Below are 14,171 nucleotides of genomic sequence, written 5' to 3' on the forward strand. Positions count from 1 at the left end.
GCACCGCGGCAAGGTCGTGGGAGATCAGCAGAACGGACATGCCCCGTTCCCGCCGCAGACGGAGGAAGAGGTTTAAAATCTGCGCGCGCACCGACATGTCGAGCGAGGCGGCGGGTTCGTCGGCAAGCAGAAGGTCGGGGTCGGGCGCGAGCGCCCGCGCCACGGCGATCCGCTGCTGCTGCCCGCCCGAGAGGTCGCCCGGATAACAGCCGGCGAGCTCTTCGCCGAGGCCGACCAGCCCGAGCAATTCACGCGCTTTTTTCCTGCGTTCGGCGCGCCCGCCCCGGCGCAGGATTTCGAGCGGCTCGCAGATCAGCTCTTCGGCGGTCATGCGCGGATTGAGGGAGCCGGACGCGTCCTGGAAGATCATCTGGAAGCTCCCCGCGAGACGGATCTCGCCGCCGTCCGGGCGGTAGAGCCCCGCGGCGCAGCGGGCCACGGTCGATTTTCCCGAGCCGCTCTCCCCGACAAGCCCGAAGAGCTCCCCGCGCCCGATCGAAAAGGACACGCCGTCGACCGCGCGGATCTCCGCGCCGCGCGATAAAAACCGCTTTTGCAGACCACACACCTCGAGCAGCGGCTCATCCATCGGAGGTCACCCACCTTTCTCCCGCCCAGGCGGGCGGGTCCACGCGCGGCGCGTCGGGATGCAGCAGCCAGGAGGCGGCGCAGTGGGTGTCTGATACCCGGAAGAGGGGCGGCTCCTCCCGCCAGTCGACGCCCAGCGCCCAGGGATTGCGCGGGGCAAACGCGTCCCCGGCGGGAGGATTGAGCAGGTCGGGCGGCGCGCCGGGGATGCTGCAGAGCTCCCCCGTGCCATCCGGGGAGGGAATCGAAGCGAGCAGCCCCCAGGTGTAGGGATGCCTCGGGTCGTGAAAAATCTCCTCCGCAGTGCCGATTTCGACGAGCTTCCCCGCGTACATGACGGCGACGCGCCCGGCGATCCGCGCCGCCGCGCCGAGGTCGTGGGTGATAAAGAGGATCGCAACGCCCGTCTTCCGCTGGATTTCCCCCAGCAGGGCGAGCAGCTGCGCCTGCACGGTCGCGTCGAGCGCGGTGGTCGGCTCATCGGCGACGAGCAGCTTCGGGCCGCAGGCGAGCGCCGACGCGAGCACGCAGCGCTGGAGCATCCCGCCCGAGAACCGGTGCGGATAGTCGCCGTACCGCCGTGCGGGGTCGGGGATGCCGGTCAGGGCCATCAGCTCGACCGCCCGCGCCTTCGCCCCGGCGCGGGAGATTCCGCCGTGCGCGCGGGCGGCGCGGGCGATCTGCTTTCCCACCGGCAGGGAGGGATTGAAGGCGGACATCGGGTTTTGCAGGACGAGCGCGATCTCCTTCCCGCGGATTCCCTCGAGCTCCCGCTCTCCCATCGCGGCGAGGTCCCGCCCCGCGTAGAGGATGCTTCCGCCCGCAACGCGCCCCCGGTGGGGCAGCAGGCCCAGCAGGCTCTTGCAGAGCACCGATTTGCCGCAGCCGCTCTCCCCCACGACCGCAAGCGTCTCCCCCGCGCAGAGGGAGAAGGAGACGCCGCGCACCGCCTGGATGATGCCGCGCGGAGCGTCAAACGCGATTTTCAAATCCCGCACCTCGAGCAGCGCGTCCATGATCATTCCCCTTTCAGGCGAGCGTCCAGTCCACGACGTTCCAGAAGATTCCCACCCCGTGATGCCCGAGCACCGTCTCGGGCGCGATTCCCCGCACCCGGTCCTTCACGACGTAGACCGCGTCGGCGTAGGCCAGGAAGGTGTAGGGCAAATCATCGGTCAGCGCCTCCTGGAACGCCTGGTAGTATTTCATCCGGTCAGCGGAGACGTCGGTGCCGCGCGCCCTGCCGAGCAGGTCGTCCACGCGCGGGTTGGAGTAGTTCCCATAGTTGGCGGCCTGCCCGGTCCCGAACACCTTGTAGGTGTGGTCGTCGGGGTCGAAGGGGCTTCCCCAGCCGATCAGATAGGCGGCCTGTCCCGCCCAGTCAATCTCGGAATCGATCGAGACGGTCACGTCCGCGCCGGCCTCTGAGAACTGCTGCGCGCAGATGTTCGCCATGTCGACGCGTACCGGGTCCCCCTCGGGGCAGTGGATCGTAAAGGCCAGCCGGTCGCCGTCCTTTTGGTAGACGCCGTCGGCGCCCTGCTCCCAGCCCGCCGCCTCGAGCATCGCGCGGGTCTTGACCGGGTCGTACTGGAACTTTTCGACGGCTGGATTGTTGTAGGGCCCGGATTGGAGGGGCGAATAGGCGGACTGGCCCCTGCCGAGCAGGACGCTGTCGACGATCGCCTGCCGGTCGACCGCGTAGCTCAGCGCGTTGGGCAGCTCGCGGTATTTGGCAAAGAGCGGATGGCTGAAGTTGTAGAGGACCCCGCGATAGTCGGAGGTCTTCATGTCGCAGACCGTAAAGCCCTCCGCACCCTCGAACGACCGGGCGTCCTGCGGGGAAACCTGCGCGAGATCGAGCTCCCCCGAGCGCAGCTGCATGGCGCGCGCCTTCTCGTCGGGCACGATTTTGAAGATGATCCGCCCGATTTTCGGCGCGCCCGCGTAGTAATCGGGATTGCGCTCGAGCAGGATGCTCTGCCCCGCGTCCCACGAGACGAATTGATAGGGGCCGGTCCCGACCGGTGCCTGGTTGAAGGGGTCGGTGACGAGGTCCTTTCCCTCGAGCAGATGCTTCGGCAGGATGCCGATCGCGAGGTAATCGAGCATCGCGGCGTTGGGAGAAGAAAGGGTGATCTGCACCGTATGGTCGCCGGGGGTTTCAATCGCGGCGATGTCCTCGTAGTTGGAGGCGATCTCCGAGAGGTTTTCGGGGTCGAGGATCGCTTCCAGCGTGAACTTTACGTCGGCGGAGGTAAACGGTTCGCCGTCGTGCCATTTGACCCCCTTCCGGAGCGTAAAGGTATAGGTGAGGCTGTCGCGGTCGTATTCCCACTTTTCCGCCAGCCCGGGGATGATCCGGTTTTCCCCGTCACGGGCGGTCAGTCCCGAAAAGAGCAGCAGGTTCACTTCCCCGTGCTCATAGAGCGCGGGGTTGATGCTCGTATAATCCCCGCTGCCATAGACGAGGGTCGTCTCTTCCAGTTCCCCGCCCGCCGCGCCGCAGCCAGACAGCAGAAAGAGGACCGCCGCCAGCAGGACGGCCAGAAGGCGCGTTACAGGTTGCTGCATGATTTGTTACCCTCCCTGCGGATGTAATTTCCGATGTCGGTGATGGAGACGAGCGTTGTGATCAAAAAGACGCCCGGGATGACGATAACCCACCAGCTCCCCGACAGGAGCGCCCGGTCGGCCTGGGAGAGCAGGCTCCCCCACGAGACGTCGCCGACCGGCAGGCCGAGCCCCAAAAAGCTGAGGGTTGATTCGGTCGCGATCGCGGCGCTGATGTTGGTGACGACCATGAACATGAGGGGGGAAAGGAGGTTCGGCAACAGGTGCCGCCGCAGAATGTGCCAGAAACCCGCCTTCATCGTGCGCGCCGCGAGGACGTAGGCGCTGTGCCGCAGCCTGCGCACCTCCCCGCGCACGACCTGCGCCATCTGCATCCAGCCTGTCGCGCCGACGACCAGCGCGATGCCGGCCGGGCTTTGGCGTCCGATGACCGCCTGTAAAAAGATGACGAGCAGGATGGACGGCACCGAGAGGGAAAGCTCGATAAAGCGCATCATCGCGGCGTCGGCTTTTACGGGAGCGACCCCGCTGACGCTGCCGTAGAGCAGGGCGATCGCGGTGGAGACCGCGGCCGCGAGGCACCCCACGAAGAGGGAGACCCGGCCCCCGTGCCAGATCATGGAGAAGAGGTCCCGTCCCATCGGGTCGGTGCCGAACCAGAAGTCCGCCGAGGGCGGCGCGCCGATGTGCGAAAGGTCGAGGTATCCGGGGTCGCGCGGCGCGAGCGCGTCCGCGAGGACGCAGCCCAGCAGGACCAGCCCGAGCAGGCAGATCGCGGCCCACGGCCGTTTGGCGCGCGGCTTCGGGGGCAGGAGCGGCGGGGCCGCGCCGGCGGGCGCGGGCGCAAAGGAGAAGTCTCCCGGCAAAAAGTTCATCGCGCGCCCCTCCCCCTCATGCGCGGGTCGAGCGCCCCGCCCAGCGCCCGCGCCGCCATGCCCGCGAGCATGACGACCGCGCCGGTGATGAGGCAGAGGACGAGCAGCATGTTGTAGTCGTGGTATTTCGCGCTTTCAAAACAGAGTGTGCCCAGCCCGGGATAGGAAAACACCTTTTCCACAATGTAGGTGCCCCCCAGGATGTGCGGGATCGACACCGCCATCAGCCCGAAATAGGAGGGCAGGACGTTGCGCAGGCACTGGGTAAAGAGGATTTTGCGGCGGCTGAGTCCCTCCGCGCGGCAGAGCAGGACATAGTCCTGCCGCACCTCGTCGAGCAGGCGGTTTCGGATAAGGCAGGCGTAGTACCAGAGGTGCCCGAGCACCAGCACGGCGAGCGGCAGGATGAGGTGGCGCAGGCGCCCCAAAAGGTCGTTCGGCCTGCCGATGTCGTAGGCCCCGCTCGAGGGCAGCAGCCCCAGTTCGACGCTGAACAGCAGGATCAGCAGAAGCGCCAGCCAGAAGGAGGGGATGCATCCGGTCACGGTGCCGATCCGCCGGACGGCGCGGTCGGCGGGCGAATCCTCCCGCAGCGCGCAGAAGGCCCCCAGCAGCAGCGCCAGCCCGAAGGTGGACAGGTAGGCGGTCACGCCGAGCAGCAGGGTGTTCCCATAGACGCCGCCGATCACCGTCATCACATCCCGCTTATACTGGAAGGAGACGCCAAAGTCGCCCCGGAGCGCGTTTTTGAGCCACACGCCGTACTGCACGATGATCGGGCGGTCCAGTCCGAGCCGGTCGAGCGCGTCGGCGCGTTCGGATTCGCTGAGCCGTTCCGCGCTCTCGCCGTAGTAGGAGCGCAGCGGGTCGCCGGGCGAAAGCCGCGAAAGGTAAAAAACCGCGAGCGAAAGCAGGAGCAGCGCCAGCACAAACCCCAGCGTCCGCCTGGCCGCGTTTTTCGCCGCGCGTTTCATTCCTTCTCCCCCTCCGCTGAATTTGACGTAAAAGAAAAAACCATGAAAAATCCCCCGCGCCATACGCGGGAAAATCTTCATGATTTCTTTCGTCAAATCGTCTGTAATGCCTGCCGTCCCTTCGTGGGCGGCATACGCGTCCGCTTCTGCGGACCTCACTAAGAATAACCGAACGAAGGAGATTTGTCAAGCCGCCGCGATTGACAAATCGGTTCCGTTATTGTAAACTGGTAGCGCACGGGAAGTGCGCTGTCTGTGGTCAAGCCACGGAATAAACTGCCAGAAGGCTCACGCTTCGTGAGCCTTTTTTTGTCGACAGGAGGGCTTTTGGATGCCTCTCGAATCCTTTTTTTCCACACATCCGCGGGTCGCGGTCGCGTTTTCCGGCGGGGTGGATTCCGCCTACCTGCTCCACGCCGCCAGGGCGGCGGGCTGCGATGCGTCCGCCTACTTTTTGAAAACGCCCTTCCAGCCCCGGTTCGAGCTCGAGGACGCCCAAAAGCTCACGGCCCGGCTCGGCATGCCGCTGCACATCGTCGAATACGATGTGCTCGGGGTTCCCGGGGTGGCGGAGAACGGTCCGCTGCGCTGCTATCACTGCAAACGCGCGCTCTTCACCCGGCTGTGGCAGGCAGCGCGCGCAGATGGGTTCGAGGTGCTCTGCGACGGCACAAACGCCTCGGACGACGGCGGCGACCGTCCGGGTATGAAGGCGCTCGCGGAGCTCGGGGTGCGCTCCCCCCTGCGGGAGGCGGGCCTCTCCAAGCCGGAAATCCGGCGGCTCTCCCGCGAGGCGGGGCTCTTCACCCACAATAAACCCGCCTACGCCTGCCTCGCGACCCGGATTCCCGCCGGCACGCCGATCACCCCCGGCCTGCTGGAAAAGACCGAACGCGCTGAAAACGCCCTCTTTTCCCTCGGGTTCACCGATTTTCGGGTGCGGCATTACGGCGGCGCGGCGCGCGTCCAGCTCCCGGAGGAGCAGCTTCCCCGCGCGCTTTCGGCGCGTCGGGAAATCCTGGACGCGCTGTCCCCCGATTTTGACGCGGTACTGCTCGATTTGCAGCCGCGCGGTTAAGGAGACGACTTGATGGAACAGGACCGGATTTTACAGATTTTGCAGCAGGTTAAAATGGGGGCGCTCTCCCCCGAGCAGGCGATGCTGGACCTGAAGATGTGCCCGTTTGAAGACTTGGGCTACGCGAAGGTGGACCACCACCGCGCGCTTCGCCAGGGCGTCCCGGAGGTCGTCTTCGGCAGCGGCAAGACGCCCGCGCAGATCGTTGGCATCACCCGCTCGATGACGGCGCGCGGCGGCAGCGTGCTCATCACGCGCCTCTCCCCCGACAAGGCCGAAGCGGTCGCGGAGGAAATCGCGATCAGCTACGACCCCGTCTCCCGCATCGCGATCGCCGGGGAACGCCCCGTGCCCGACGCCAAGGGGCATATCGTCGTCGCGACGGGCGGCACGAGCGACATCCCCGTCGCGGAGGAGGCCGCCGTCACAGCCGAAGCGCTCGGCAACCCGGTGGAGCGGCTCTACGACGTGGGGGTCGCGGGGCTGCACCGGCTGCTCGCGAAGCTGGACGTGCTCATGGGCGCCCGCGTGGTCGTCGCCGTCGCGGGCATGGAGGGGGCGCTCGCCAGCGTGATCGGCGGGCTGTGCGACTGCCCGGTCATCGCCGTGCCCACAAGCATCGGCTACGGCGCGAATTTCGGCGGGCTCTCCGCCCTGCTCTCGATGCTCAATTCCTGCGCGAGCGGCGTGTCGGTCGTCAACATCGACAACGGCTTCGGCGCGGGCTATCTCGCCAGCATGATCAATCACATGGGAGGGACGAATTCATGAAGACGCTCTACCTCGAATGCCAGATGGGCGCGGCGGGCGACATGCTGATGGCCGCGCTTCTCGAGCTGCTGCCCGACCCCGCGCCCTTCCTCGCCCGGATGAACGCGCTGGGCATCCCCGGCGTGGAGATCACAAGCGAACCCATGCAGAAGTGCGGCGTCACCGGCACCCATATCCGCGTGAAGGTGCACGGCGAGGAGGAACACAGTGAGGACGTCGGCGCCCACTCCCACGCGCAGGAGGCGCCGCACCTCCATGAGCACGGCCGCGGACACCATCACGAACACGCTCACGGCGGGGAGACGCCGCACACACACGAGCACAAAGACGGCGCGGGGCACTGCCATCCGCATGAACACCGCCATTACAGCCTTTCCGACATCCGCGCGCTGATCGAAGGGTTCGACCTGCCCGCCGAGGTCCGGTCGGACGCGCTCGCCGTCTACCGCCTCATCGCCGAGGCGGAGTCCCACGCGCACGGCGTACCGGTCGAAGAGGTGCACTTTCACGAGGTCGGCTCGATGGACGCGGTCGCGGACATCGTCGGCTGCTGCCTGCTCTTCCGCCTGATCGGCGCGGACCGCGTCGCCGCCTCCCCCGTCCACGTCGGAAGCGGCTTCGTGCGCTGCGCGCACGGGGTCCTGCCCGTGCCCGCGCCCGCCACCGCCCACCTCCTGCGCGGCGTGCCCGCTTACGGCGGGGAAATCCGCGGGGAGCTCTGCACCCCAACCGGAGCCGCGCTGCTCCGGCACTTTGCCTCTTCCTTTGGCCCGATGCCCGTCATGGCCGCGGAAAAGATCGGTTACGGCATGGGCAGCAAGGAATTTGAGCGCGCCAACTGCCTGCGCGCCTTCCTCGGCGAGGAGGACGGCGGGATGGACGAAATCTGCGAGCTTCGCTGCAACCTCGACGACATGACCCCCGAGGCGGTCGGCGCGGCGGTCGACCCGCTCTTTTCGGCGGGCGCGCTCGACGTCTTCCTGACCCCCATCCAGATGAAAAAGAACCGGCCGGGCGTAATGCTCACCTGCCTTGCCCGCCCCGCGCAGAAACAGGCGGTGATCGAGGCGATGCTCCTGCACACCTCGACCCTCGGCGTGCGGGAGAGCGCCTGCCGCCGCACGGTGCTGCGGTCCTCCCTTTCGACCGTGGACACCCCCTACGGCCCCATCCGCGTCAAGCGGAGCAGCGGCCACGGGGTCGCCAAGGAGAAGCCGGAGTATGCAGACGTGCTCGCCGCCGCAAAGGCGCACGGCGTCCCGTTTGAAACGGTCTGGCGGCATGCCGTTGCCGCCTGCGGATCCGAAGCGTGAAAAAGGAAGAACGCCCGCCGGCCACTCTGGTGGCCGGCGGGCGTTTTGTCATTTTCCCATCCTGCGGCGGATGGAATTTAAAAGGCCGTCCGCGTCGATGATCTCCTTGATGAACGCGGGGAAGGGCGCGGCGGTATAGCGTTCATTCCGCGTGAGGTTTTGGATGACGCCCGTATCGAAGTCGATCTCGACGCGGTCGCCGTTTTGGATCGCGTCGCTCGCCTGCTCGCACTCGAGGATCGGCAGGCCGATGTTGATCGCGTTGCGGTAGAAGATGCGCGCAAATGTCTTGGCGATCACGCAGGAGACGCCGTTTTCTTTGATGACCATCGGCGCGTGCTCACGGGAGGAGCCGCAGCCGAAGTTCCAGCCGCCGACGATCACGTCGCCCGGCCGCGCCTTTTTGACGAAATCCGCGTCGATGTCCTCCATGCAGTGGGTGGCGAGCTCCTTCCGGTCGGAGATGTTGAGGCAGCGCGCGGGGATGATGACGTCGGTGTCGATGTTGTCCCCATATTTATGGACGGTTCCGGTAGCTTTCATTGGTTGGTTCCTCCCTTACAGGCTGTCGGGGCCGGCAATCCTCCCGGCCACGGCGCTGGCCGCCGCGACGGCGGGCGATGCGAGGTAGACCTCGCTCTTCACATGGCCCATGCGGCCGACGAAGTTGCGGTTGGTCGTCGCGACGCACCGCTCCCCCTCCGCGAGGATGCCCATATACCCGCCGAGGCAGGGGCCGCAGGTCGGCGTCGAGACGGCGCAGCCCGCCTCGATGAAGTCGGAGAGGTATCCGGCCTCCATCGCCTCTTTATAAATCTGCTGGGTCCCGGGAATGACGATGCAGCGCACCCCGTCCGCCACCTTCCTGCCGCGCAGGATTTCGGCGGCGGCGGCCAGGTCGCTCATGCGGCCGTTGGTGCAGGAGCCGATGACCACCTGGTCGATTTTCACGTCCCCGACTTCGTCGATCGTCCGGGTGTTCTCCGGCAGGTGCGGGAAGGAGACGGTCGGTTTGATCGCGGAGAGGTCAATCTCGTAGACCGCGTCATAGGCCGCGTCCGGGTCGGGCGCGTAGATTTCAAAGGGACGGTCCACGCGGCCCTTTTCATAGGCGAGCGTCACCTCGTCCACCTCGAAGATGCCGTTTTTCGCGCCCGCCTCGATCGCCATGTTCGCGATCGTCAGCCGGTCGTCCATCGAGAGGTTCTTCAGCCCCTCGCCGCCGAACTCCATCGATTTATAAAGCGCACCGTCCACGCCGATCATCCCGATGATGTGCAGGATGACGTCCTTGCCGCTCACCCATCTGCCCGGCCTGCCGGTCAGGTTGAAACGGATGGCGGCGGGCACCTTGAACCAGCACTTGCCGGTGGCCATCGCGGCGGCCATATCGGTCGAGCCGAAGCCGGTCGAAAAAGCCCCGAGCGCGCCGTATGTACAGGTGTGGCTGTCCGCGCCGACGACCAGTTCGCCCGGCGCGACGATCCCCTGCTCGGGCAGCAGCGCGTGTTCGATGCCCATGCGCCCCACGTCGAAGAAGTTCCGGATGCCGTATTTCCCGGCGAACTCCCGGCAGCGCTTGGAGAGCTGCGCCGCCTTAATGTCCTTGTTGGGCACAAAGTGGTCGAGCACGATCGAGATGCCCGTCTTGCTGAAGACGCCGTCGAAGCCGTACTTCTCGAATTCGTCGATCGCGACCGGCGTGGTGATGTCGTTGCCGAGCACCATATCGACGTCCGCGTTGATCAGCTGGCCCGGCACGACGGAGTCAAGGCCCGCTTTTTGGGCCAGGATCTTCTGGCTCATCGTCATTCCCATGTCAATTCCCCATTTCCATCAGAGTATGTCCCGTATTCCGCACCCATTATATCATGGCCTTCTCTTCCATCGCAATCGCCTTATTGATCGCATTGATGTAGGCGCGGATGGAGGATTCGAGGATATCGGGGCTCAGGCCGCGCCCGGTGACCGTATGGCCGTTACAGCTGATCTTGCAGATCGCCTCGCCAAGCGCGTCCTCGCCCTCGGTGACCGCCTGCATCGTCCAGTTTTCCAGTTTGGTGTCCATCTTGACGATGCGATCGATCGCGTTGAAGGCCGCGTCGATCGGGCCCTCGCCGCGCGCTACATGCTCCTTCTCCTCCCCGTCGTCCCGCACGAGCCGTACGACCGCCGTCGCGGAGATGACGGTGCCCGAGTTGACGACGAAGCTCCTGAGGCTGTAGGTCTCCTTGACGTCGGAGATCGCCGCGTCGCCGACGAGCGCCTCGATATCGCGGTCGGTGATCTCCTTCTTGCGGTCGGCCAGCGCCTTGAACCGCTCGAACGCCTCGGCGATGTCCTCGTCGGACATCCGGTAGCCCAGCTCGGCGATCCGGTCGGCGAACGCGTGCTTGCCCGAATGCTTGCCGAGCACCATCTTGTTCTGGTAGACGCCCACGTCGTCGGGACTCATGATCTCGTAGGTGGTGCGCTCGGCGAGCACGCCGTGCTGGTGGATACCGCTCTCGTGCGCGAAGGCGTTCGCGCCGACGATCGGTTTGTTGGGCGAGACCCCCACGCCGGTGATCGTGGAGAGCAGCTTGCTCGTGCGGTAGATCTGGCGGGTGTTGACGCCCGTCGTGCAGCCGTAGAAATCCCCGCGGGTTTTGAGCGCCATGACGATCTCGTCCATCGCGGCGTTGCCCGCACGTTCGCCGATGCCGTTGACGGTGCATTCAACCTGCGTCGCGCCCGCCCGGATGCTCTCCAGCGTATTCGCGACCCCCATGCCGAGGTCGTTGTGGTTGTGCACCGAGATGTCCACGGCGGGATTCTGGAGGTGCGCCTTCACGTAGGAGACGAGGTCATGCATCTCATTCGGGGTGCTGTAGCCGACCGTGTCGGGGATGTTGATCCCATCTGCTCCCGCAGAGAGCGCCGTTTCGAACACCTTTACGAGGAAGTCGCGGTCGCTGCGGGAGGCGTCCTCGGCCGAAAACTCGACGTCCGGGCAGAGGCTGCGCGCGAACCGGACCATCTCGGCGACGCGGGCGACGACCTCGTCGGGGGTCATCTTGAGCTTGTATTTCATGTGGATGTCGCTCGTCGCCAGAAAGATGTGGATGCGCGGATGCGCGGCGTGCCTGACCGCGTCCCACGCGCGCTGGATGTCCCCTTCGACGCAGCGCGCGAGCCCCGCGACGGTGGAATTCTTAATGATTTTGGCGATCGCCTCGACCGCCCGGAAGTCGTCGGGCGACGAAACAGGGAAGCCCGCCTCGATGACGTCCACGCCCAGCCGTTCGAGCTGGCGCGCCATCTCCAGCTTCTCGTTGAAGTTCATGCTGCACCCCGGGGACTGCTCCCCGTCCCGCAGGGTGGTGTCGAAAATCTTGATCTTTCTTGTGCTCATGGTGATTGCCCCTTTCCCGTAATCAGATTTCGAGAAACGTCAGCGCGGATCGCGGAGAAAACAAAAAAACCTTCGCCTCTCCAAAAAGAGACGAAGGTTTTGAAAAACTTCCGTGGTACCACTCTCATTGACTGCCATGGGCAGCCCGCTCAACCGCATCCAACAATGCGCTCCCCATCTAACGGCGGGGTTCCGTCCGGTTCTAATCGCAAATGAAGCTTTCGACCGGCAGCTCGGGGGCGAGTTATTCACATTCGCGGTACCGCCTCGCACCGGCCGGCGGCTCTCTGTAAACGCGCGGGATGTGTTTTGTTCCCCGTCAACGCCTTTGACGTATTCATCTTGTTAGACATGATAACGCGCGAGGCCGCGTTTGTCAAGACGTAAATTTCCAAAAAATTTCACCGCATCCGCCGGAGCACGGTGGACAGGGGCTTGCCAAGCGCGACGGTCAGCACCGCGGCAACCGCCGCCTCAAGCACGCCGTTGAGCCCGATGACGCCCATGATCACGCCGAGCAGCGCGGTCCGCGCGATCCCCTTGGCGGCTGCATAGCTCGGGCCGAAAAAGAGGTAGATGCCGCCCATCACAAGTCCGGTATTGGTGATTGCCCCGACGATTCCCGCGCCGAGGAACGCGGCTGTGTCCCCTTTGAAGGCCCGCCGAAGCAGGCGGAAGACCCACGCGGAAAAGACGCCGATCAGCACCCGGGGCAGGATCGCGATGACGAGGCTCCACAGGTTCCCGCTGTATTCGGGGGTGAGCGAATAGAAGGGCGTGAACACAAAGGAGGTGATCGTCGGCTGGAAGGTGTTGGTGATCACGCTGAGCATCCCGAACACGCCGCCCAGGATGCCTCCCGCGAGCGGCCCCATCAGCACGCCGCCGAGGATGACCGGGATGTGCAGGGTCGTCGCCTTGGTCACGCCGAGCGGAATGAACCCGAGCGGCGTGAGGGTCAGCACGATCTCCATTGCGGCCAGCAGCCCCAGCATCGAGAGATATTTCGTGCGGGAAAGGGATTCCTTCATCTCGCCGCCTCCCAGCGCGCCGGGGCTCAGCCCAGCAGGACCTTGTGGTAGATTTTTTTGCCCTTTTTGAGGATCACATGGCCTTTCTCAAAGGCATCCGTACCAACTTCCGCCGTAAAGTCTCCAACCTTTTCATCATCTACGGACACGCCGCCCTGCTGGATGAGGCGCTTTGCCTCCCCCTTGGAGGGCGCGAGCCCGGATTTGACGAGCAGATCCGCCACCGAAATCTTCCCGCCGGCAAAATCCGCGGCCGAAAGGGTGGTCGTGGGCATGTCGTCGCTCTGGCTGCCCGCACCGAAGAGGGCGCGTGCGGCGGCCAGCGCCTTGTCGGCCTCCTGCTGGCCGTGCACCATCCTGGTCAGTTCAAAGGCGAGCGTCTCCTTGGCCTGGTTGAGCTGGCTGCCCTCCCATTTTTCCATCGCCTCGATCTCCTCAATCGGCAGGAAGGTGAGCAGCTTGAGGCAGTTGACGACGTCGGCGTCCGCGACGTTGCGCCAGTACTGGAAAAACTCGTAGGGGGAGGTCTTCTCCGGGTCGAGCCAGACGGCGCCGTTCTCCGTCTTGCCCATCTTCTTGCCCTCCTTGGTGGTGAGCAGCGTGAAGGTCATGCCGTAGACCTCGTCGCCCGTGACGCGGCGGGTCAGGTCGATGCCGCCGAGGATATTCGCCCACTGGTCGTTGCCGCCCAGCTCCATCATGCAGCCGTAGTCGCGGTGCAGCTTTAAAAAGTCATAGCTCTGCATGATCATATAGTTGAATTCGAGGAAGGAGAGCCCGCGCTCCAGGCGGGTCTTGACGCTGTCCATCGTGAGCATCTGGTTGACCGAGAAATAGACGCCCACGTCGCGGAGCAGCTCTATGTAGTTGAGCTTGCAGAGCCAGTCGCCGTTGCGGAGCATGAGCGCCCGATCGTCGGAAAAGTCGATGAACTTCTCCATCTGGCGCTTGAAGCACTCGGCGTTATAGTTGATCGCATCCGGCGTGAGCATTTTGCGCATGTCGGTGCGCCCGGTCGGGTCCCCGATGAGGGTGGTTCCCGTGCCGAGCAGCGCGATCGGGCGGTGTCCCGCGAGCTGGAGGCGGCGCATTACAACCAACTGAAGAAAGTGGCCGACATGGAGGCTGTCCGCAGTCGCGTCGAACCCGATATAGAAGGTGACCTTCTCGTTATTCAGAAGCTCCTCGATCTTTTCCGGGTGGGTCATCTGCGCGATCAGGCCGCGTCGGGTTAATTCTTCAAATACTGTCATCGATCTTTCCCCTTGTTTTAATTTCTTTATTACCATCCGCTGGGCGGATTTTTACCAGTATAGCATGCAAAAGCACAAAGCACAACCCCTACCGGAAGGCTCCGTCCGCCTCCCGAAGCATCTCGCGGGCATGTTCCAGCGCGATCTCGCTGAGGGTTTCGCCGCCGGTGATGCGCGCGAGCTCCCGCACCCGCTCCTCTCCCTCGAGCGGGGTGATCGACGTGAAGGTGCGGTCGTTGCGGGCCGACTTTGAAATGAGCAGGTGGTGCTGCGCATAGGCGGCGACCTGCGCCAGATGTGTGACGACGATTACCTGCCGG

13 protein-coding genes, 1 pseudogene and 1 other annotated feature are annotated in these 14,171 nt (G+C 64.9%); of the genes and pseudogenes, 3 read left to right on the top strand and 11 right to left on the bottom strand.

Features of this window, described 5'->3' with window-relative positions; all coding sequences use genetic code 11:
• The 5 genes from RDM88_RS08000 to RDM88_RS08020 form a co-directional block, all read right to left on the bottom strand.
• Window positions 1-589 (bottom strand): dipeptide/oligopeptide/nickel ABC transporter ATP-binding protein (locus RDM88_RS08000; protein WP_308754337.1); only part of this gene is annotated, 589 nt, incomplete at its 3' end.
• Complete coding sequence (locus RDM88_RS08005) at window positions 582-1,604, bottom strand: ABC transporter ATP-binding protein (protein ID WP_308754338.1); 1,023 nt, start codon at window positions 1,602-1,604, stop codon at window positions 582-584. The genes RDM88_RS08000 and RDM88_RS08005, both read right to left, overlap by 8 nt.
• Window positions 1,605-1,617: 13 nt before the next feature.
• Window positions 1,618-3,162, bottom strand: a complete 1,545-nt coding sequence (locus RDM88_RS08010; RefSeq protein ID WP_308754339.1) for an ABC transporter substrate-binding protein — start codon at window positions 3,160-3,162, stop codon at window positions 1,618-1,620.
• Entirely contained in the window at window positions 3,147-4,037 is an 891-nt protein-coding gene (locus RDM88_RS08015; RefSeq protein ID WP_308754340.1) for an ABC transporter permease, read from the bottom strand. Before RDM88_RS08015 ends, RDM88_RS08010 begins: the two co-directional genes overlap by 16 nt.
• Complete coding sequence (locus RDM88_RS08020; protein WP_308754341.1) at window positions 4,034-5,011, bottom strand: ABC transporter permease; 978 nt, start codon at window positions 5,009-5,011, stop codon at window positions 4,034-4,036. The genes RDM88_RS08015 and RDM88_RS08020 overlap by 4 nt, the downstream gene beginning before the upstream one ends.
• Before the next feature lie 331 nt (window positions 5,012-5,342).
• On the opposite strand from RDM88_RS08020, the gene larE reads away from it, so the two are divergent.
• Genes larE through larC form a run of 3 tightly spaced genes read left to right on the top strand, consistent with a single transcriptional unit; the run spans window position 5,343 to window position 8,173 of the window.
• Window positions 5,343-6,089 carry an ATP-dependent sacrificial sulfur transferase LarE gene (larE, locus tag RDM88_RS08025; protein WP_308754342.1) on the top strand — a complete coding sequence of 249 codons (747 nt, stop codon included), beginning with the start codon at window positions 5,343-5,345 and terminating at the stop codon, window positions 6,087-6,089.
• Between the two features lie 12 nt (window positions 6,090-6,101).
• Window positions 6,102-6,860: a nickel pincer cofactor biosynthesis protein LarB gene (gene larB, locus RDM88_RS08030; protein WP_308754343.1), complete on the top strand. Its 759-nt coding sequence runs from the start codon at window positions 6,102-6,104 to the stop codon at window positions 6,858-6,860.
• The gene (gene larC, locus RDM88_RS08035; RefSeq protein ID WP_308754344.1) at window positions 6,857-8,173 is read left to right on the top strand and encodes a nickel pincer cofactor biosynthesis protein LarC; all 1,317 of its coding nucleotides are present in this window, start codon (window positions 6,857-6,859) and stop codon (window positions 8,171-8,173) included. The genes larB and larC overlap by 4 nt, the downstream gene beginning before the upstream one ends.
• Before the next feature lie 48 nt (window positions 8,174-8,221).
• On the opposite strand, the gene leuD is transcribed toward larC, so the two are convergent.
• The 6 genes and pseudogenes from leuD to RDM88_RS08065 form a co-directional block, all read right to left on the bottom strand.
• Window positions 8,222-8,716: a 3-isopropylmalate dehydratase small subunit gene (gene leuD / locus RDM88_RS08040; protein ID WP_308754345.1), complete on the bottom strand. Its 495-nt coding sequence runs from the start codon at window positions 8,714-8,716 to the stop codon at window positions 8,222-8,224.
• A 15-nt stretch (window positions 8,717-8,731) separates the two neighbouring features.
• The gene (gene leuC, locus RDM88_RS08045) at window positions 8,732-9,991 is read right to left on the bottom strand and encodes a 3-isopropylmalate dehydratase large subunit (protein WP_308754346.1); all 1,260 of its coding nucleotides are present in this window, start codon (window positions 9,989-9,991) and stop codon (window positions 8,732-8,734) included.
• A 46-nt stretch (window positions 9,992-10,037) separates the two neighbouring features.
• Window positions 10,038-11,567, bottom strand: a complete 1,530-nt coding sequence (locus RDM88_RS08050) for a 2-isopropylmalate synthase (protein ID WP_308754347.1) — start codon at window positions 11,565-11,567, stop codon at window positions 10,038-10,040.
• Window positions 11,568-11,650: 83 nt separating this feature from the next.
• Window positions 11,651-11,899: a binding site (T-box leader), on the bottom strand.
• A 69-nt stretch (window positions 11,900-11,968) separates the two neighbouring features.
• Window positions 11,969-12,598, bottom strand: coding sequence for an ECF transporter S component (locus tag RDM88_RS08055; protein WP_308754348.1), 630 nt, complete (start codon window positions 12,596-12,598; stop codon window positions 11,969-11,971).
• A 26-nt stretch (window positions 12,599-12,624) separates the two neighbouring features.
• The gene (gene tyrS, locus RDM88_RS08060) at window positions 12,625-13,851 is read right to left on the bottom strand and encodes a tyrosine--tRNA ligase (protein ID WP_308754349.1); all 1,227 of its coding nucleotides are present in this window, start codon (window positions 13,849-13,851) and stop codon (window positions 12,625-12,627) included.
• A gap of 88 nt (window positions 13,852-13,939) precedes the next feature.
• Window positions 13,940-14,171: pseudogene (locus RDM88_RS08065) on the bottom strand (DNA repair protein RecN); the annotation flags it as partial.

This window comes from uncultured Anaerotruncus sp., assembly GCF_902490045.1.
In the GTDB taxonomy this organism is placed as follows: domain Bacteria; phylum Bacillota; class Clostridia; order Oscillospirales; family Ruminococcaceae; genus Anaerotruncus.